This is a genomic window from Streptomyces spectabilis, assembly GCF_008704795.1.
Lineage (GTDB): Bacteria > Actinomycetota > Actinomycetes > Streptomycetales > Streptomycetaceae > Streptomyces > Streptomyces spectabilis.
Genome location: NZ_CP023690.1, coordinates 1626600 through 1645169 on the forward strand (window position 1 = coordinate 1626600; position 18570 = coordinate 1645169).

Annotated in this window: 20 protein-coding genes, 1 pseudogene and 1 riboswitch; of the genes and pseudogenes, 10 read left to right on the top strand and 11 right to left on the bottom strand. The window is 71.7% G+C overall.

Annotated elements, in window-relative coordinates; translation table 11 throughout:
- Positions 1–137 precede the first annotated feature (137 nt).
- A complete protein-coding gene (locus CP982_RS06435) occupies positions 138–1364 on the bottom strand; it encodes an acyl-CoA dehydrogenase family protein (protein ID WP_150509600.1) in 1227 nt (408 codons plus the stop codon).
- 162 nt (positions 1365–1526) lie between these two features.
- Here CP982_RS06435 and CP982_RS06440 point away from each other — a divergent pair, with 162 nt between their 5' ends.
- Complete coding sequence (locus CP982_RS06440) at positions 1527–2180, top strand: TetR/AcrR family transcriptional regulator (protein WP_150509601.1); 654 nt, start codon at positions 1527–1529, stop codon at positions 2178–2180.
- A 26-nt stretch (positions 2181–2206) separates the two neighbouring features.
- Here CP982_RS06440 and def read toward each other — a convergent pair whose 3' ends face one another.
- The gene (def, locus tag CP982_RS06445) at positions 2207–2752 is read right to left on the bottom strand and encodes a peptide deformylase (RefSeq protein ID WP_150509602.1); all 546 of its coding nucleotides are present in this window, start codon (positions 2750–2752) and stop codon (positions 2207–2209) included.
- A gap of 137 nt (positions 2753–2889) precedes the next feature.
- Between def and CP982_RS06450 the strand changes: the two genes are divergently transcribed.
- From CP982_RS06450 to CP982_RS06470, 5 genes are all read left to right on the top strand, one after another.
- On the top strand, positions 2890–4137 hold the full coding sequence (locus CP982_RS06450) for a MurT ligase domain-containing protein (protein WP_030676603.1): 1248 nt from the start codon (positions 2890–2892) through the stop codon (positions 4135–4137).
- Between the two features lie 31 nt (positions 4138–4168).
- Entirely contained in the window at positions 4169–4897 is a 729-nt protein-coding gene (locus CP982_RS06455; protein WP_144001873.1) for a type 1 glutamine amidotransferase, read from the top strand.
- 220 nt (positions 4898–5117) lie between these two features.
- Positions 5118–6143: a 6-phosphofructokinase gene (locus CP982_RS06460; RefSeq protein WP_150509603.1), complete on the top strand. Its 1026-nt coding sequence runs from the start codon at positions 5118–5120 to the stop codon at positions 6141–6143.
- Positions 6144–6270: 127 nt separating this feature from the next.
- A complete protein-coding gene (locus CP982_RS06465; RefSeq protein ID WP_150509604.1) occupies positions 6271–7242 on the top strand; it encodes a cytochrome c oxidase assembly protein in 972 nt (323 codons plus the stop codon).
- 98 nt (positions 7243–7340) lie between these two features.
- Positions 7341–7499 (top strand): hypothetical protein, encoded by a 159-nt coding sequence (locus tag CP982_RS06470; RefSeq protein ID WP_037825527.1) that lies wholly within the window; start codon positions 7341–7343, stop codon positions 7497–7499.
- 46 nt (positions 7500–7545) lie between these two features.
- Here the strand turns inward: CP982_RS06470 and CP982_RS06475 are convergent, their stop codons facing one another.
- A complete protein-coding gene (locus tag CP982_RS06475) occupies positions 7546–7944 on the bottom strand; it encodes an SSI family serine proteinase inhibitor (RefSeq protein WP_150509605.1) in 399 nt (132 codons plus the stop codon).
- A gap of 331 nt (positions 7945–8275) precedes the next feature.
- On the opposite strand from CP982_RS06475, the gene CP982_RS06480 reads away from it, so the two are divergent.
- Complete coding sequence (locus CP982_RS06480) at positions 8276–9019, top strand: lysophospholipid acyltransferase family protein (protein WP_150509606.1); 744 nt, start codon at positions 8276–8278, stop codon at positions 9017–9019.
- A gap of 134 nt (positions 9020–9153) precedes the next feature.
- Here the strand turns inward: CP982_RS06480 and CP982_RS06485 are convergent, their stop codons facing one another.
- From CP982_RS06485 to CP982_RS06520, 8 genes are all read right to left on the bottom strand, one after another.
- Positions 9154–10758, bottom strand: coding sequence for an alpha/beta hydrolase (locus CP982_RS06485; protein ID WP_150515355.1), 1605 nt, complete (start codon positions 10756–10758; stop codon positions 9154–9156).
- Positions 10759–10994: 236 nt separating this feature from the next.
- Complete coding sequence (locus CP982_RS06490) at positions 10995–11780, bottom strand: urease accessory protein UreD (RefSeq protein WP_150509607.1); 786 nt, start codon at positions 11778–11780, stop codon at positions 10995–10997.
- Entirely contained in the window at positions 11777–12463 is a 687-nt protein-coding gene (gene ureG / locus CP982_RS06495) for an urease accessory protein UreG (RefSeq protein ID WP_150509608.1), read from the bottom strand. The genes CP982_RS06490 and ureG overlap by 4 nt, the downstream gene beginning before the upstream one ends.
- A 75-nt stretch (positions 12464–12538) precedes the next feature.
- Positions 12539–13216 carry an urease accessory protein UreF gene (locus CP982_RS06500; RefSeq protein ID WP_150509609.1) on the bottom strand — a complete coding sequence of 226 codons (678 nt, stop codon included), beginning with the start codon at positions 13214–13216 and terminating at the stop codon, positions 12539–12541.
- A 71-nt stretch (positions 13217–13287) separates the two neighbouring features.
- A complete protein-coding gene (locus CP982_RS06505) occupies positions 13288–15009 on the bottom strand; it encodes an urease subunit alpha (protein WP_150509610.1) in 1722 nt (573 codons plus the stop codon).
- Positions 15002–15415, bottom strand: coding sequence for an urease subunit beta (locus CP982_RS06510; protein WP_150509611.1), 414 nt, complete (start codon positions 15413–15415; stop codon positions 15002–15004). Before CP982_RS06510 ends, CP982_RS06505 begins: the two co-directional genes overlap by 8 nt.
- Before the next feature lie 16 nt (positions 15416–15431).
- Positions 15432–15734, bottom strand: a complete 303-nt coding sequence (locus CP982_RS06515; protein ID WP_144001888.1) for an urease subunit gamma — start codon at positions 15732–15734, stop codon at positions 15432–15434.
- 285 nt (positions 15735–16019) lie between these two features.
- Positions 16020–16301, bottom strand: a complete 282-nt coding sequence (locus CP982_RS06520) for a type II toxin-antitoxin system Phd/YefM family antitoxin (RefSeq protein WP_150509612.1) — start codon at positions 16299–16301, stop codon at positions 16020–16022.
- A gap of 90 nt (positions 16302–16391) precedes the next feature.
- On the opposite strand from CP982_RS06520, the pseudogene CP982_RS06525 reads away from it, so the two are divergent.
- The 3 genes and pseudogenes from CP982_RS06525 to CP982_RS06535 all read left to right on the top strand — a co-directional run bounded on the left by CP982_RS06525 (position 16392) and on the right by CP982_RS06535 (position 18524).
- Positions 16392–17020 (top strand): annotated as a pseudogene (locus CP982_RS06525) (ATP-dependent Clp protease proteolytic subunit).
- Between the two features lie 7 nt (positions 17021–17027).
- Positions 17028–17333: a hypothetical protein gene (locus CP982_RS06530; protein ID WP_150509613.1), complete on the top strand. Its 306-nt coding sequence runs from the start codon at positions 17028–17030 to the stop codon at positions 17331–17333.
- A 557-nt stretch (positions 17334–17890) separates the two neighbouring features.
- Positions 17891–18044: riboswitch (cyclic di-AMP (ydaO/yuaA leader) on the top strand.
- 3 nt (positions 18045–18047) lie between these two features.
- Entirely contained in the window at positions 18048–18524 is a 477-nt protein-coding gene (locus tag CP982_RS06535) for a C40 family peptidase (protein WP_150509614.1), read from the top strand.
- Positions 18525–18570: the final 46 nt, after the last annotated feature.

An 18570-nucleotide genomic window follows, 5' to 3' on the forward strand; every position in this document is an offset into this window, starting at 1 on the left:
GACGGCGACGGGGCCACCGTAAGGGCATGCACATGACGCCAACCAGAGGGCGTGCCACCGACCGGAGGGGCGGCGGCACGCCCCGAGGAGAGCGGCGGCGTCGAGGAGAGCGGCGGCGCCGCCCCCTCCGCCCCGCCTCAGCGGATCGGCAGCCCCGACAGCGTGCGCGCGATCACCAGGCGCTGGATCTCGCTCGTGCCCTCGAAGATCGTGTAGATCGCGGCGTCCCGGTGCATGCGCTCCACCGGGTACTCGCGCGTGTAGCCGTTGCCGCCGAGGATCTGGATCGCCTGCGCGGTGACCTTCTTGGCGGTCTCGCTGGCGTACAGCTTGGACATGGAGCCCTCGGCGCTCTCGAACTTCTTGCCCGTGACCGCCATCCAGGACGCCCGCCACACCAGGAGCCGGGCCGCGTCGATCCGCGTGCGCATGTCGGCGAGCTGGAAGGCGACGCCCTGGTTGTCGATGATCGGGCGGCCGAACTGCTCGCGCGTCTTGGCGTACTCCAGCGCCTCCTCGTACGCGGCGCGGGCGGTGCCCACCGCCATCGCGCCGACGGCGGGGCGCGAGGCCTCGAAGGTGGCCATGGCCGCGTTCTTCACGCGCTCGCCGCCGCTCTTGGCACGCTCGCGCGCGCGGGCAAGGCGTTCGTCGAGCTTCTCCTTGCCGCCGAGCAGACAGGAGCCGGGGACGCGCGCGTCCTCCAGGACGACCTCGGCGGTGTGCGAGGCGCGGATGCCGTGCTTCTTGAACTTCTGCCCCTGGGACAGGCCGGGCGTGCCCGGCGGCACGATGAAGGAGGCGTGCCCCTTGGAGCCGAGATCGGGATCGACCACGGCGACGACGACGTGGACGTTGGCGATGCCGCCGTTGGTCGCCCAGGTCTTGGTGCCGTTCAGGACCCACTCGTCCTTGGCCTCGTCGTAGACCGCGCGGGTGCGCATCGAGGCCACGTCGGAGCCCGCGTCCGGCTCGGACGAGCAGAAGGCGGCGACCTTCACGTCGTCGACGTCGCCGTACATCTGCGGGATCCAGGTGCCGATCTGCTCCTCGGTGCCGTTGGCGAGGACGCCCACGGCGGCGAGGCCGGTGCCGACGATGGACAGGGCGATGCCCGCGTCGCCCCAGAACAGCTCCTCCATGGCCATGGGTATGCCGAGCCCGGTGGGGTCGAAGTACTGCTGGGCGTAGAAGTCCAGGGAGTAGATGCCGACCTTCGCGGCCTCCTGGATGACCGGCCAGGGCGTCTCCTCGCGCTCGTCCCACTCGGCGGCCGCCGGACGGATCACGTCGGCGGCGAACCCGTGGAGCCAGTCCCTGACCTCCTTCTGCTCGTCGTTGAGCTCCATGGTGAACTCGGCCATGACCCCTCCAGGCTGCGAACCCGTGCTACGTTACTTGCGGTAACTGGAGTCTGTTACCGGCCGGTAGCCTCTGTCAACTCCCGGCAGCCCGTTCGATGCTCCAAGGCTTCCGGGTGTTACGTTGCGCGTTGCGTCAGGAATCGCACGGGCGGAGAACACCACATGGAGACCACGCAGCGGACCGATCAACAGCGGTCCGCCGAGCAACGACGGCGCGACCTCCTTGAGGCGGCCGACCGCGTCGTGCTCCGCGAAGGGCCCGGCGCCTCGATGAACGCCATCGCAGCTGAGGCGGGCATCACCAAGCCCATCCTGTACCGGCACTTCGGCGACAAGGGCGGCCTCTACGCCGCGCTCGCCAAGCGGCACACGGACGCGCTGCTCGCCTCGCTGCGCGCGGCTCTGGACGCCCCCGCCGAGCGCAGGGAGCGCGTGGAGTCCACGCTCGACACCTACCTCGCGGCCATCGAGGCCCGGCCGCAGGTCTACCGCTTCCTCATGCATCCGTCGGAAGCCGTCTCGTCGGGCGAGACCGGCGGCGAGGGCTTCGACGTCGGACTGCACTCCGCTCCCCTGCTTCGGCGCCTCGGCGAGGAGCTGGCCGAGGTCATCGAGGAGCGCGTCGACCTCGGGCCGGGGAGCGCGGAACTCGCGCGCGTGTGGGGCCACGGCATCGTCGGCATGATGCACGCCGCGGGCGACTGGTGGCTGGGCGAACGCCCGTGCTCCCGCGCCCAGTTGGTGCGCAGCCTCGCGGACCTGCTGTGGGGCCGCCTGGCCGCCGCGGGCAACCGGGTGGGCGGGCCCGGCTTCTGAGGCGCGGGCAGGTCCGGGCGCCCGGGTCAGGCGGTCGTCGCCCAGGGCGCCCGCGCCGCCTGCCGCAGGACGCGCCGCTTGCGCCAGCCCGTGACGTGGTCCGTGTACACCCCGCCCGCCACGTGGTCGCTCTCGTGCTGCAGACAGCGCGCGAAGAATCCGGTGCCGTGCACCCGCACCGGGTCCCCCGTCACCGTCACGCCCTCGACGACCGCGTGGTCGAAGCGCGGCGTGGCCGCCTCCAGGCCGGGCAGCGACAGACAGCCCTCGGGGCCGCGCACGGTCACGCCGTCGAGATCCACCACACGCGGGTTCACCACGTGGCCGAGGTGCCGCACGTCCTCGTCGTCGGGGCAGTCGTACACGAACACCTGGAGGCCCACGCCGACCTGGTTGGCGGCGAGGCCGACGCCCCGGGCCGCGTACATGGTGGCGAACATGTCCTCGACGAGCGCGGCCAGTTGGGGCCCGAAGTCCGTCACCTCCGCACAGGGGGCGTGGAGCACGGGGTCACCGAGCAGGGTCAGGGGTCGTACGCGCCCTGAGGCGCCCGGGATCGAGCCGTGTCGCATGGCCGCAAGAGTACGGTCCAGGGGACAGCAGTGGTGCCGGGTGGTGGTGCGATTCGGGCTTGTCAGTCGATCTCGATAGGCTGGGCCGACACGATGCCGGGCAGGCGCGGCGCCGTACGCAAGGAGGACCCAGAACGATGGCAGGACACCCTGGCAGCTCAGAGTCGCTGTCGGCACGCGCCAAGCTGGCCGTGACGGCGGGCAAGGCGGCCGCGGCGGTGTCGCGCGCGGCGGGCCGCGGCAGCGGTTCGGTGATCGGCGGCAAGGTCGCGCTCAGACTCGACCCGGAGCTCCTCGGCCGGCTGGCGAACCACCTGGACGTGGTCCTCGTCTCGGCCACGAACGGCAAGACGACCACCACGCGCCTGATCGCCGAGGCCCTGCGCGCCAGTGGCCCGGTCGTGTCCAACGCCCTCGGCGCGAACATGCCCGCGGGCATCACCTCCGCCCTCGCGGGCGGCTCGGACGCCAAGTTCGGCGTGATCGAGGTCGACGAGAAGTACCTGGCGGGCGTCGCCCGCGACGTCGACCCCAAGGCGATCGCGCTCCTGAACCTGTCGCGCGACCAGCTCGACCGCGCCGCCGAGACCCGCATGCTCGCGGAGAAGTGGCGCGAGGGCCTGGCCGGCACCAAGGCCGTCATCATCGCCAACGCCGACGACCCGCTGGTCGTCTGGGCCGCCTCCTCCTCGCCGAACGTGGTGTGGGTGGCCGCGGGCCAGGCCTGGAAGGACGACGCCTGGTCGTGCCCGGCCTGCGGCGGCGTCATGCAGCGCCCCGGCGACGACTGGTACTGCGGCGAGTGCGGCTTCCGCCGCCCCACGCCCAGCTGGGCCCTGTCCGGCGACCACGTCCTGGACCCGCACGGCTCGGCCTGGCCGATCCACCTCCAGCTCCCCGGCCGGGCCAACAAGGCCAACGCCACCTCGTCCGCCGCCGTCGCCGCCGTCTTCGGCGTGCCGCCGCAGGTCGCCCTGGAGCGGATGTATCAGGTGCAGGCCGTCGCCGGCCGCTATGACGTGGTCCAGTTCCAGGGCCGCGACCTGCGGCTCCTGCTCGCGAAGAACCCGGCGGGCTGGCTCGAAACGTTTTCGCTCATCGACGGCCCCCCGGCCCCGGTGATCCTCTCGGTGAACGCGCGCGGCGCCGACGGTACCGACACCTCCTGGCTGTGGGACGTCGACTACACCCGCCTCGCCGGTCACCCGATCTTCGTGCTCGGCGACCGCAAGCTGGACCTCGCCGTCCGCCTGGAGGTCGCGAACCTGGACTTCCGCGTCTGCGAGACCCTCGACGAGGCCGTGCAGCTCGCGCCGCCCGGCCGCATCGAGACCATCGCGAACTACACCGCCTTCCAGGACCTGCGCCGCCGCGTGGGCAACTGACCGCGCCGACCGTCACTGAGGACCAATGAGCATGAGCGACAACAGCCTCCGGCTGGTCTGGGTCTACCCCGACCTGCTGTCCACGTACGGCGACCAGGGCAATGCCCTGGTCGTGGAGCGCCGCGCCCAGCAGCGCGGCCTCCAGGTCGAGCGCTACGACGTACGCAGCGACCAGCCGGTGCCCACCTCCGGCGACATCTATCTGATCGGCGGCGGCGAGGACCGGCCGCAGCGGCTCGCGGCCGAGCGCCTGCGCCGCGACGGCGGCCTCCAGCGGGCCGTGGGCAACGGCGCGATCGTCTTCTCGGTCTGCGCGGGCTACCAGATCCTGGGCAACGAGTTCATCAACGACCTGGGCCAGCGCGAGCCCGGCCTCGGCCTGCTCGACGTGGTCTCCGTGCGCGGCGAGGGCGAGCGCTGCGTCGGTGACGTCCTCGGCGACATCGACCCGCAGCTCGGCCTGCCGGAGCTCACCGGCTTCGAGAACCACCAGGGCGTCACGCACGTCGGCCCGAACGCCCGCCCCTTCGCCCGCGTCCGCCTCGGCAAGGGCAACGGCACGGGCGACGGCACGGAAGGCGCCTACAACGGCACCGTCTTCGGGACGTACATGCACGGGCCCGTCCTGGCCCGCAACCCGCTGATCGCCGACCTGCTCCTGAAGCTGGCGCTCGATGTGAACGCGCTGCCGCCGACGGACGACCGGTGGTACGAGGCGCTGCGCGCTGAGCGGATCGCGGCGGCTCAGCAGCCGGCCTAGCTGCCCGGCGTGCGGCTCCTGCCCCAGGGGAAACCGTTCGCCGCGCTGCGCGCTTGTCCTCAAACGCCGGACGGGCTGGATTCTTCCGCCCGTCCGGCGTTCGTGTGTCCGATGGGTGGGCGGCGCCTGCGAAGGCGGGCGGTGCGCCGGTAGGGTGGCCGGGATCCTCCAGCCGGACGACGGGGTCCGGTCACCGCCCGATTGCAAAGGGTTTCGCACCATGCGACTTGGTGTCCTGACCTCCGGCGGCGACTGCCCCGGTCTCAATGCCGTCATCCGCTCCGTCGTGCACCGTGCCGTCGTCGACCACGGCGACGAGGTCATCGGCTTCCACGACGGCTGGAAGGGCCTCCTCGAATGCGACTACCGCAAGCTCGACCTGGACGCGGTCGGCGGCATCCTGGCGCGCGGCGGCACCATCCTCGGCTCCTCCCGGGTGCAGCCCGCCCATCTGCGTGACGGCGTCGAGCGCGCCAAGGGGCACGTCGTCGAGCTCGGCCTCGACGCGATCATCCCGATCGGCGGCGAGGGCACGCTGAAGGCCGCCCGGCTGCTCTCCGACGCGGGCCTGCCGATCGTCGGCGTACCCAAGACCATCGACAACGACATCGCGGTCACCGACGTGACGTTCGGTTTCGACACCGCCGTCGGCGTCGCCACCGAGGCCCTCGACCGCCTCAAGACCACCGCCGAGTCGCACCAGCGCGTCCTGATCGTCGAGGTCATGGGCCGCCACACCGGCTGGATCGCGCTGCACTCGGGCATGGCGGCGGGCGCGCACGCCGTCGTCGTGCCGGAGCGCCCCTTCGACATCGAGGAGCTGGCGAAGAAGGTCGGCGAGCGGTTCGAGGCGGGCAAGAAGTTCGCCATCGTCGTGGCCGCCGAGGGCGCCAAGCCGCGCCCCGGCACGATGGAGTTCGACGAGGGCGGCAAGGACGTCTACGGCCACGAGCGGTTCGCGGGCATCGCCCGGCAGCTCTCCCTCGAACTGGAGCAGCGCCTCGGCAAGGAGGCACGCCCGGTGATCCTCGGCCACGTACAGCGCGGCGGCACGCCCACGGCGTACGACCGCGTGCTCGCCACCCGCTTCGGCTGGCACGCGGTGGAGGCAGTGCACCGCGGCGAGTTCGGGCGGATGACCGCGCTGCGCGGCACCGACATCGTGATGGTCTCCCTCGCCGAGGCCGTGGAGACGCTCAAGACCGTGCCCGAGCAGCGGTACGAGGAAGCGGAGTGCGTGCTCTAGGCCGCCGCCCGGCCCCGCTGGGGTCACCCGGGTCCTGAATCCGCCCCCGGTCGCGAGCGCGACCGGGGGCGGTTCTACTCTGGTGCGGACACACAGGACACAATCTGCACGAAACAGGAGCCAGCGGATGGATCACGGCGGGCACGGCATGCATGGCATGGACCATGGGATGAACATGGATCTGCCGCCGTTCACGCTGGCACGCGGTCTTGAGATCTCGGTCGAGCCCTTCTTCCTCATCAGCTGCCTGGTGGCGCTCGGCCTGTACGCCTGGGGCGTCACCCGCCTGGTGCGGCGCGGCGACAAGTGGCCCGTCGGGCGCACGGTGTCGTTCGTCGTGGGCGTGCTCACGATCCTGCTCGTGATGTGCACCAAGCTGAACGACTACGGCATGGTCCTGTTCAGCGTGCACATGGTGCAGCACATGATCATCAGCATGCTGTCCCCGATCCTGCTGCTGCTCGGCGCGCCGATCACGCTCGCGCTGCGGGCGCTGCCGGTCGCGGGCCGGGGCCGCAAGGGGCCGCGCGAGCTGCTGCTCGCCCTGCTGCACAGCCGGTACGTACGGATCATCACGCACCCCGCGTTCACCATCCCGATGTTCATCGCGAGCCTGTACGCGCTGTACTTCACGCCGCTGTTCGACACCCTCATGGGCTCCAAGGCCGGGCACATCGGGATGATGCTGCACTTCCTCGCCGTGGGCCTGGTCTTCTTCTGGCCGATCATGGGCATCGACCCGGGCCCGCACCGGCCCGGCCATCTGATGCGGATGCTGGAGCTCTTCGCGGGCATGCCGTTCCACGCGTTCTTCGGCATCGCCTTGATGATGGCGTCCGAGCCCATGATCGAGACGTACAAGAACCCCCCGGCCTCGCTCGGCGTCGAAGCGCTCGCCGATCAGAACGCGGCGGGCGGCATCGCCTGGGCGTTCAGCGAGATCCCGTCGGTGCTCGTCCTGATCGCCCTGCTCTTCCAGTGGTACCGCTCGGACCAGCGCGAGGGCCGGCGCAAGGACCGCGCCGCCGACCGCGACGGAGACAAGGAGCTGGAGGCGTACAACGCCTATCTGGCGTCACTGGCGTCGCGCGGGCGCTAGCGCCTGGACCTCCTCACGGGTGAGGATGGCATCGAGGCCACGGTCTCGGTGCCCCGGATACCGGACGCCCGAGCCGTCTGTCGTGAGGAGGCAGGGCGATGCCCGGTTCTACGAAGACGATGGGCGCGTTCACCATCGGCGGTCTGGTGATGGTGACCGCCTACACGGTGGCGCTCGGCAGCAACGGCTGGCTGTGGTTCGGCTGGGTGGTGCTCGGCCTGATCACGGTGGCGATGGTCTTCTCCCGGCCCACGTGACGTGGGGCCCGGGACGGGGCGGACCGTGCGGCCGGAAGCGCCCGGCTCAGAAGCGGAACACGTGCCCCGTCGACGCCTGCATCTCGCACGCGTTGCCGTACGTCTTGTGCCAGGCGACCGGCCGCCCCTGGAACGTGCCGGTCGCGCCGACGGTCACCGGGGCGTACTCCTTGGTGCAGATCCGCTCCTCCCGCGGCAGCCCGCCGAAGTCCCCGCCCGCGCGGTCCAGCTCCGCGCAGGCCTCCCGGGCGAACGGGTGGTGCCCGGACGGCTCGGGGGCACAGCGCAGCAGCACCCCGCGCATCCAGGTGTTCTGATCGCCCGACAGCGTCAGGAAGAGACCGCGCTCACCGGGCGCCCTGCGGTCGGCGGACACGGCCGCCGTCGGCGCGGCGGACCCGGCGAGCGCGAGCAGCGCGGCCGAGGTGACGAGGAGCGGGCGCATGGGACCTCCGGGGGGGCGAGGGCGGACGCCGTGTCACGGCCGAGGACATCCGGCGTCACGGACGGTGGCGTCAGGGGCGTCCGGGCACCGGCCCAGCACGCCGTACCACGACGGGCCGGACCCGCCGGGCGACGGTGACCCTGCCGCAGAGCACCCCCGCGGGGCGGTGTCCGGCCAGGGGCCGCGCCGCGCACTCCCCCGCACGGCCCACGGCAGGACCCGAACGGGCCAGTGCGCCGCGCGATCGAATCGACCCGAACGGGCTCTCGCCTAGGCGCCGCCGATTGACTACTGTGCGTCGGCAGCACCCCCGGGGGAAGGCGGCGCCCGCATGTTCTACCTGGTCCTCAAGTACGTGTTGATCGGGCCTCTGCTCCGGCTGATGTTCCGGCCCCGGATCGAGGGGCTCGAGCACATCCCGGAGTCCGGCGCGGCGATCGTCGCCGGGAACCACCTGTCGTTCTCCGACCACTTCCTGATGCCCGCGATCCTCAAGCGGCGCATCACGTTCCTGGCCAAGGCCGAGTACTTCACGGGTCCTGGCGTCAAGGGCCGCCTCACCGCCGCGTTCTTCCGCAGCGCAGGACAGATCCCGGTGGACCGCTCGGGCAAGGAGGCCGGGCAGGCGGCCATCCGTGAGGGGCTCGGCGTGCTGCGCAAGGGCGAGCTGCTCGGCATCTACCCCGAGGGCACCCGCTCGCACGACGGACGTCTGTACAAGGGCAAGGTCGGCGTGGCCGCGATGGCGCTCAAGGCGCAGGTGCCGGTGATCCCGTGCGCGATGATCGGCACGTTCGAGGCACAGCCGCCCGGTCAGGTGGTGCCGCGCTTCAAGCGCGTGACGATCCGCTTCGGCGCGCCCCTGGAGTTCTCGCGGTACGCGGGCATGGACGGCGAGAAGGCGGTCCTGCGCGCGGTCACCGACGAGATCATGTACGAGATCCTCGGCCTGTCGGGGCAGGAGTACGTCGACAAGTACGCGGCCGTGGTGAAGGCGGAGGAGGCCGCGGGGGAGACTGCGGAGGGCGGGCGCTCCGCGGCGGAGCGCCGGTTCCCGAGGATGCCGCTGAGCTGAGCCGCTCGGCGGCGTGGCGGCGGTGCGGCGGCACCAGCGTGCGGAACGCGGGACACGGGACACGGAACGCCATCGGGAGACCGCCCGGCCGAGGCCGCGGGCGATCTCCCGACAGTGGTCGTCGCGCAGGGGTGTTACGGCTTGGGCGTGGCGTGCGGGGCGCAGGTCACGTCACGGCTGTCCACCTTGCCGGTGAGCAGGTAGGCGTCGACCCGCTCGTTCAGGCACGGGTTCTCCAGGTTGGTGATGCCGTGCGAACCGGCGTCCTTCTCGGTGATCAGACGCGAGCCCTTGAGGCGCTTGTGCAGCTCCACGCCGCCCTCGTAGGGGGTGGCGGCGTCACGCGTGGCCTGGGCGATCAGCGTGGCGGGCAGACCCTTGCCGGTCTTGACCTCGACGGGCTGGTGCTGCTTGCTGGACCAGGTGGCACACGGCAGGTTCATCCAGGCGTTCGCCCAGGTCATGAACGGGTGGTCCTTGTGCAGACGGGTGTTGTCCCGGTCCCACTTCTTCCAGCTGGTGGGCCACTTGGCGTCGGCGCACTCGACGGCGGTGTAGACCGCGTTGCTGTTCTCCGAGGCCTTGTTGCCCGCGATGTCGGACATGTCCGGGCTGGCGGCCTTGATCAGCGGCTGCCGGTCACCGGCGACGAACTTGCTCCAGTTGGTGGCGATCGAGACCCAGGTGGAGTCGTAGTACGGGGCGCTCTGGAAGTACGACGTCAGCTCGGCCGGGCCGACGACCCCGTCGAACGGCGCCTTCTTCGCGGCGGCACGCAGCTTCGTCCACTGCGCGGCGACCTTCTTCTGCGTGTCACCGAGGTGGAAGACGGAGTCGTACTTGGCGACCCACGTCATCCAGTCCTTCAGGCGCGTCTCGAAGGCGACATCCTGGTCGAGGTTGGCCTCGTACCAGATCTTCTCCCGCGAGGGGTTCACGACGGAGTCGAAGACCATGCGGCGCACGTGCGAGGGGAAGAGCGTCGCGTACACGGCCCCCAGGTACGTCCCGTAGGACACACCGAGGAAGTTCAGCTTCTTCTCACCGAGCGCGGCGCGGATGACGTCGAGGTCGCGCGCGGTGTTCGGGGTGGTCATGTGGGGCAGCATCCAGCCGCTGCGCTCCTGGCAGCCGTCCGCGTACTCGGCGGCGAGCTTGCGCTGGGCGCGCTTGTCGGCCGCGGAGTCGGGCACCGGGTCGAGCTTGGGCGCCTTCACGAACTCCTGCGGGTCGACGCACGAGATCGGCGTCGAGTGGCCGACGCCGCGCGGGTCGAACCCGACGAAGTCGTAGGCCTTCGCGGTCTTCTCCCACAGCTTGCTCTTGTTCACGACACGCAGCGGGAAGCGCATGCCGGAGCCACCGGGGCCACCGGGGTTGTAGACGAGCGCGCCCTGGCGCTCCTCCTTGGTCCCGGTGTTGCCTATGCGGTCCACGGCCAGCTTGATCTGCTTGCCGTAGGGCTTGGCGTAGTCCAGCGGAACGGTGACCCACCCGCACTGCACGGGCTTCGCGAATCCCCAGTCCTCCGGACAGTCCTTCCAGGCGACGCCCTTCTTCGCGGCCCGCGCCGCGGCGATGGCGGCCCCCCGGGCCTCACGGTCCTTCGCGTACGCGGCCTTGCCGCCGGCGGCGTCAGCACTGGCGGCGGGCGCACCGAGCGCCCCCGCGATCAGCGTCGCCGCAACAAGAGCACCCGCGGACCCGAGCGTCATCGCTCGTCTGCTCCGCGCGGTCATCTGGGTACGTGTCAAGTGAGGCCTCCCGCACATCGTTTCGGTCATTCCCTCGGTACGGGGATACTTCCGTCTGCGGGGGTGGTCAGGACAGGTGTGGTTGTTGTTCTTTACCAATCCGATAAACGGACCGGCCAGTACGGTGAACGGTTCATGCACTTCAGTGGGCGGATGACGGGGCTCCGCTTGGGGCGGGGAGTCAAACATCGAGACGAAGGGCCTCGCCCCCGCTCAGCGGCCTAGCCCCACCGTTCCAAGGCCTCGTCGAGGACCCGGCGCAGGTGTAGGGCGTCCGGGGCGACGGCGGTCACGAGGGCGCCGGGGCCGGCGAGGGGGGTGAGTGCGGCGTGTTCCCCCAGGGCGGTGGCGGGCGGCATGGCTGAGTGGAAATCGGGGCGTACGAGGAGGAGTTGCCCCACTGCCCGGTGGCGGCCAAGGACCGCCGGGCCGTCCCAGCCGGGTGGGGCGCCGGGACCGCAGGTCAGTTGCTGGTCGAGGAGGGGGCGGCCGGCGTGGTGGACGGTGAGGCGGGTGTGGAGGAGGCCGGAGGGTTCGGCGGTGCGGCCGAGGGCCTGTTCCTCGCGGAGGACCAGGCGGCCGCCCTCGGCGACGTCCACCCGGGTGGTGACGCGCAGGTCGCTGCCCTGTACGGAGATCAACTGCTCCGGGAGCCAGCGCAGTTCCGCGTCCTCGGCGACCGTGAGACGCACGTCGTAGTGCGCCTCACGGTCGTCCTGGCCCGGCAGGGCCATCGTGGCCGCCGCCGAGCCGATGTGGAGCCGCGCCCCGGGCGCCGCCGTCGCCTCGACGGTGAGGTGGTCGCCGCCCAGCGGGCCGCTCATCGCGCCGACCAGCAGGACGTGGGCCGCCGGGCCCGGGGCGCGGACGCGGCGCAGGGCCAGCGGCCCCTCGCCCTCCAGGACGGGCAGGGCGGTGCCGCCGCGGCCGTCGGGCCGGGCGGTGACGCGGGCGACGGCTCTGACGCCCGCGGAACCCAGGTCCCGCACCACCGTGGGGCTCGTCATGCGTCGGCCGCGACCCAGGCCGCGTACTGCGCGCGCACCCACGCGGCGACCGCCGTCACGCCCTCGGCCGAGCGCAGCGACTGGAAGACGACCGGCAGTTCGGCGCGCTGTGCCTTGGCGTCCGCCGCCATGCGGGCCAGGTCCGAGCCGACGTACGGGGCCAGGTCCGTCTTGTTCACCACGAGCAGGTCGGCCGTCGTCACGCCGGGGCCGCCCTTGCGCGGGATGTCGTCACCTCCCGCCACGTCGATGACGAAGATCTGGGCGTCCACCAGGCCGCGCGAGAACGTGGCCGTCAGATTGTCGCCGCCGGACTCGACGAGGATCAGGTCCAGGGGGCCCACCTCGTCCTCCAGGTCCTCCACCGCCTCCAGGTTCGCGGAGATGTCGTCCCTGATCGCGGTGTGCGGGCAGGCTCCCGTCTCCACGGCGGTGATTCGCTCCGGCGGCAGCACGGCCTGCTTGAGCAGGAACTCCGCGTCCTCGCGGGTGTAGATGTCGTTCGTGACGACGGCGAGGGACAGTTCCTCGCGCAGCGCGTGGCAGAGGGCTGCCACCGTGGCCGTCTTGCCCGTGCCGACCGGGCCGCCCAGGCCTATGCGGAGGGCACGCCGACGGCCGTCGGGGCGGTGCGCGTCCGCGCTCACGGCCGTGGCCTCGTCGTGGGTGTGGTCCAGGTGCATGGTTCTCCTTGGTTCTCGTTCGTTCGTGGCGGACGTTCCGTTGGGTGACCTGGGGCGGGAGCGGGCAGAGGCGGGCTACGACGCGAACAGCCGTACCGGCCACGCCGCGTGCGCCTCGCCCCCGATCTCCAGGAGCGGGGCCGATGCCGCCGGAAGGGCGTCGAGTCCCTCGTCGGGTACGCGTCCCGCCGCGGCGGCCGCGGCCGCCGCCACCCGGTCCACGTCGTCGCCGAGCCGCGCCAGGGCGGCCGTCGCGTCGAAGGGGTCGAGGCTCAGCAGGCGCACCACCGCCGTGGCGGGGCCGCTGATGGACTCGTAGGCCGCGCAGTACGCCGCGTCGGCGGGCCCGAGCCCGGCCGCCCGCGCCGCCGCCCCGAGGACCACCGGCTGGTGGGCGCCCTTGGGGAAGGCCCTGGCCAGCGCGTCGAGGTCGGGTGACGGCCAGGTGGCGCGGGCCGCCCGAAGCAGCTGGCGACCCAGCTTGCGCGCGGCGGTCCGCAGGGCCAGGGACGGGGTGCGCGCGTCGGCGGCGGCGTCGAGGGCGGTCGGTTCGGCGACACCGAGTGCGGCGGCCGCCGCCAGGGCGGCGGACACCAGGCCCGTGGTGTGCAGCCGACCGCGGCAGAAGGCCTCCAGGCTCGGCGCCCCGGTGACCCGCCCGGCCTTGACGGCCGCCTCGGCGCCGCCGGAGTGCGCGTGCCCTCCGGCGGGGAAGCGCCCGTCGGCCAGGATCAGAAGTGCAGCTCGTGACATGTCGTACGACAACCCGAAGTGAGGAACCCAGAGTGAGGGAGAGGGGACGGTAAGAAGGGGAGAGAGGGCGGTCAGAAGAGGAAGTACCGCTGTGCCAGGGGAAGTTCCGCCGCCGGTGACGGCTCCACCAGCTCCCCGTCGATCGTGACCGCGAAGCTGTCGGGCGCCACCTCCACCCGGGGCAGGGCGTCGTTCTCCCGCATGTCCGCCTTCGTACGCCCCCGGGTGGAGCGGATGGCCACGAAGCGCCGTTCGAGGCCGAGGCGCTCGGGCAGGTCGTCGTCGAGGGCCGACTGGGTCACGAAGTTGAGGGAGTTGAGCGAGGGGGCCCGGCCGCGGCCGCCGAACATCGGTCGCGGGAGGACCGGTTGCGGGGTGGGGATGGAGGCGTTGGCGTCGCCCATCTGCGCGTACGCGATCTGCCCGCCCTTGAGGACCACCTGCGGTTTGACGCCGAAGAAGGCGGGTTCCCAGAGGACCAGGTCGGCCAGCTTGCCGCTCTCCACCGAGCCGACCTCGTGCTCGATGCCCTGGGCGATGGCCGCGTTGATCGTGTACTTGGCGACATAGCGCCGGGCCCGGTGGTTGTCGGCGCGGGTGTCGCCGGGCAGTGCGCCCCTGCGGCGCTTCATCACGTGTGCCGTCTGCCAGGTGCGCAGGATGACCTCGCCGACGCGGCCCATCGCCTGGGAGTCCGAGGACATGATGGAGATCGCGCCCAGGTCGTGCAGGACGTCCTCGGCCGCGATGGTGGTGGGGCGGATGCGGGACTCGGCGAAGGCCAGGTCCTCCGGGACCGCCGGGTTGAGGTGGTGACAGACCATCAGCATGTCGAGGTGCTCCTCGACGGTGTTGACGGTGTGCGGGCGGGTCGGGTTGGTCGAGCTGGGGAGCATGTTCGGCAGCGAGACCGCCGTGATCATGTCGGGGGCGTGGCCGCCGCCCGCGCCCTCGACGTGGAAGGCGTGCATCGTACGCCCGCCGACCGCGGCGAAGGTGGCGTCGACGAAGCCCGCCTCGTTCAGGGTGTCGGTGTGGACGGCGAGCTGGGCGCCCGTGTCCTCGCAGACGTTCAGACAGGCGTCGATGACGGCGGGGGTCGCGCCCCAGTCCTCGTGGATCTTGAAGCTGACGGCGCCCGCGCGCAGCTGCGCGTGCATCGAGGCGGCGCTCGTGGTGTTGCCCTTGCCGAGGAAGCCGATGTTGACGGGGCTGTTCTCCATCGCGGCGAACATCCGTGCCAGGTGCCAGGCGCCGGGCGTGATGGTCGTGGCCTTGCTGCCCTCGGCGGGCCCCGTGCCGCCCCCGATGAGCGTGGTGACGCCGGAGGCGAGGGCCTCGTCGACGATGGTCGGCGAGATGAAGTGGATGTGCGTGTCGATGCCGCCCGCGGTGAGGATCTTGCCGTTGCCCGCGAGGATCTCGGTCTCGGGGCCGATGACGAGCTCGGGGTGCACCCCGTCCATGGTGTCCGGGTTGCCCGCCTTGCCGATGCCGGTGACGCGGCCGTCGCGGATGCCGACGTCGGCCTTGACGACGCCCCAGTGGTCGATGATGAGCGCGCCGGTGATGACGGTGTCGGGCGCGCCCTCGGCACGGGTCGTGCGGGACTGGCCCATCGACTCGCGGATGACCTTGCCGCCGCCGAACACGGCCTCGTCGCCGGAGCGTCCGGGGCCGCCCGAGCGGTCCTCCTCGATCTCGACGAGCAGATCGGTGTCGGCGAGCCGGACGCGGTCGCCGGTGGTGGGGCCGAACAGGTCCGCGTACGCGGCTCGGGACAGCTCAGGCACGTGTCGCTCCGTTCGCTTCGCCGTCGGCGCCGGAGGCGTTCGGTGCGTCGAGCGCGCCCCGGGTCTCCCCGCGCAGTCCGGGTACGACGCGGGCGCCGGCGAGGGGGACGAGCTCCACGTCCACCGGAATGCCGGGTTCGAAGCGCACGGCGGTGCCCGCGGCGATGTTGAGCCGCTTGCCGTGCGCGGCGCCGCGGTCGAAGTCGAGACCGGGGTTGGCCTCGGCGAAGTGGTAGTGGGAACCGACCTGGACGGGCCGGTCGGCGGCGTTCAGGACGGTGAGGCGGGTCGTCTCGCGGCCCTCGTTGAAGGGGACGGGCTCCTCGGCGAAGAGGATCTCCCCGGGAATCGGCCCGGGGACCGGTCCGGGTATCGGTCCGGGGCACGCGCCGGTCGCGGTGTTCATGCTGCGCGAACTCCCGTCACACGATCGGGTCATGGACGGTGACGAGCTTGGTGCCGTCCGGGAAGGTCGCCTCGACCTGGACGTCGTGGATCATCTCGGGGATGCCCTCCATGACGTCGTCCCGCGTGAGCACCCTGCGGCCCGACGACATCAGGTCGGCGACGCTGCGGCCGTCCCGGGCGCCCTCCAGGATGTGCGAGGTGATGAGGGCGATCGCCTCGGGATGATTGAGCCTGAGGCCGCGCGACCTGCGCTTCTCGGCCACGTCGGCGGCCACATGGATGAGCAGTCTCTCCTGCTCGTGCGGGGTCAGTTGCACGTCCCACCTCACAGTCCTCACCCCGGACCGCGCGGGGTCCGGCTGCCGCGGCCACCGCGACGGGCATAGATGTAACACGCAGCGACTTACGTGCCGGTGTCCACCTTCGCTTACGGAATCCCCAGGTGGCGTGGCAGAGGAGGCTAGTTGGACGGAGTTTCAGCGAGGTTAACCAGCCCTTGACCCGATCATGACCGCCAGCGGGGCTGCGGCATACCCGGAGCGGCCCGCGCGGGCCGCTCCGCGGCGCCTGACACATCCGTCCCGCATGCGCGCGCCCGCCCGCTACGTCATCCGCGGCCCGCGGTGCTCGGCCGCGATGCCGAAGCGCTGCCGCTCCCCTGCGGCGGCCGCGGCCGCGCCGCCGACCGCCGACACCGAGGTGATCACCGGCTCCTGCGCGGGCTCCTCCGCCTCTTCGAGGCGTCGCAGGTCGCCCGCCGACACCAGGGCCACGAGCGGCTTGCCGTGGCGCGTGACGACCACGCGCTCACCGCCGTACACCACGCGGTTGATCAGGTCGGCGAGCTCCGCCCGGGCTTGCGTCACCGGAATCTCGTAGGCCATGGCCCCATCATAACGTCACGTACGTCCTGTACATTTTTTACAGAAGGCCGCCGCGGTGGGCGGCGGCCGCGTGCTGCCAGGAGGCGTGCCATGCGCGGACCGTCCGCCCGTTCCGTCCTGCCGGAGTTCACCGAGCGCACCAGCTCGGCCCGCGCACCTGGGATCCGTACTCCAAGCTCCTGGAGGAGCGGATCGTCTTCCTCGGCACACCGATCGACGACGTCTCGGCGAACGACGTGATGGCCCAGGTCCTCTACTTGGAGCACGCGGCTCCGGACCGGGACATCTCGCTCTACATCAACTCCCCCGGCGGCGACTTCAGCGCGACGACGGCGATCTACGACACGCTGCTGTACGCCTCCTGCGAGGTGGAGACCGTCTGCCTCGGCCAGGCCGCCTCCGCCGCCGCGGTGCTGCTCGCCGCGGGGACCCCCGGCAAGCGGGCGATCCTGCCCGGCGCCCGGGTGCTGCTCCGGCAGCCCGCGCTGCCCGAGCCGGTGCGCGGCCAGCCGACCGACCTGAGGATCCGCGCGGAGGAACTGCGGCGCACCCGTGCGCTCCTGGAGGGGATGCTCGTCCGGCACACCGGGCGTACGCCCGAGCAGATCTCGGCGGACATCGAGCGGGACACGGTGCTCGACGCCGAGGCCGCCCTCGCCTACGGTCTGGTGGACCGGGTCGTCCCGAGCCGCAAGGCCGCCCGCCCGGACGCGGGATGAGGCGCCGGTGCTCCCCGAACTGCCACCGCTGCCCGCCCTGACCCGCGCCGAAGGCGAGCTGGTCGACGCCTATCTGGCGGTCCTCGACCTGCTCGGCCGGATCAACCCGGCCCGCGCCGAGCACACCTACGGCGGGCTGCGCGCCGCGCAGGCGCTGATCACCCGGGCGACCGAGCTGCACGACGCGCTGGCGCTCATGCATCAGCGCGGGGAGAGCGAGGTGCACGCGCCGACGCTCGCGCGAGCGATGCGCGTCCTGGACGGCGAGCGGCGCGCCGCGCGCGTGACGGTGCCGCCGCCGACGGGCCCCTGACACGGGGCCGGCCGCCGCCGTCGGCATGAAGGTCCGTCATGATTCAGTCCGATTCACCCCCCACGACCGGCTGTCCCGTGCCAGACTTCCAGCCAGCCCCCATTCCGTTTTCGGCCTGGTACTCCAGTGCGCCGGTCGCATCTGACGCCGCGGAACGCGCCCCGGACCCAGCGCGCCTGCGCCATCCGCCCGTTGCCGGTATACGCGGATGTCAAGCCGAGTCCGGGGTTGCCTCGGAGATGACCAGAGATGATCGCCCCTTTTGCGTAACCGGCGGTCGTTCCAGTGGGCTCCCGAAGTCGCTCAACTCCCTTACAGCACAGCCGGATTCGGGCGTTCCGCCGCTGATGGGGCAATCATCGCCGAGTGTGACCTAGAACCCATTCGGGCTCTGTCCACCGGAACGGGTCAGGCGTGAGGAGCCTCACATACCGCCGATCCGGCTCGGTTTTTTCGCCCCTCTCGGGTGAAGATCCCTTCCGACGACAAGCCCCCGCCACAGGCGGCGGGGCGATCCGGGCGGACGCCGAGTCCTGCCGCCGCCCGGGTGCCCGGTCGACATCTGTGCACCGGCAGGAGTGGAGGACCCAGCAAGGCGGGCCGTCCGGCCAGTCCGGAAGGCCCTTGGGGTGAAGTCGCATCGCGCGGCCGGGCATCTTCGCCTGCCCGAACCCGACAGGTCATCCTTCACAGGCGGCTGACGAAGGGTTGCGCATGACTGCGCTGCATCGTGTTCCGTCGCTGTTGACGAGAGCCAGTACGGCTTCGGCTCTCACGCTCGCCGCCGTGGGCGGCACCATCGTGGCCCCCGGACTCACGGGAGAAGCACAAGCGGCCACCTCGCACGGGACGAAGGCGCTCAAGGTCGCGGCGTCCAAGAAGGGCTCCCCGTACAGCTACGGCGCGGTCGGGCCGAACCGGTTCGACTGCTCGGGCCTGACGCTCTACTCGTACAAGCGCGTGGGCAAGAAGCTGCCGCGCACCGCCCAACAGCAGTACAACAAGACCCGCAAGGTCTCCTCCGCCAGCCGCACCCGCGGAGACCTGGTGTTCTTCCACTCCGGCCGGAACGTCTACCACGTCGGCATATATGCCGGTAAGGGGAAGATCTGGCACGCCCCGAAGCGGGGCACCGTGGTGCGGCTCGAGAAGATCTGGACCAACCAGGTCTGGTACGGCCGGGTCCGCTGACCCGCCGGCGGGCGGCGGCCTCCTCGGGGTCCGCGCCGTCGCCCGC